At 60.9% G+C, this 407-nt stretch carries 1 protein-coding gene; it reads right to left on the minus strand.

The window, feature by feature from the left end:
- Nucleotides 1–407: hypothetical protein (locus tag AB3U87_RS22375; protein ID WP_394150633.1), on the minus strand; the 407-nt coding region annotated here is incomplete at both ends.

Consider the following 407-nt stretch of genomic DNA (forward strand, 5'->3'; position numbering starts at 1 on the left):
CCTGCAAGGCCGAGGCGATGGCTTGGATCTTTGTCCGGAACGGCCCAACCGCCGATCCCTGCAGCGACGCCAACTCTGCCTGAAGCATCAGGTAGTCGAACCGCCTGGCCTCTTCCGTATCCGCAGGCGCGCCGATGGTAGCGAGCCTGGCGATCTGGGTTTGCAAAGCCTGGAAGTCCTCGGTTGCCAACGATTTCCAGGCTGCTTCTTCGGCGAACCTGTCCACCCATTTGCGTGCCGGTTTAACGAGGAAGTTGTCCAGCGGAAGCCGGTCAACTGCGTGTTTCAGGGTTTGCCGGAGGTCGGCAACAACGGGCGCTTGGGGGTCCCATTGAAGGTCAGTGAAAGTTTGCAGGAGCTGGACGCGCGCAGCGAACGTAGTCTCCGCGAGTGACTTACCCACAGAG

Source organism: Erwinia plantamica, assembly GCF_043420595.1.
Classification (GTDB): Bacteria; Pseudomonadota; Gammaproteobacteria; order Enterobacterales; family Enterobacteriaceae; genus Erwinia; species Erwinia aeris.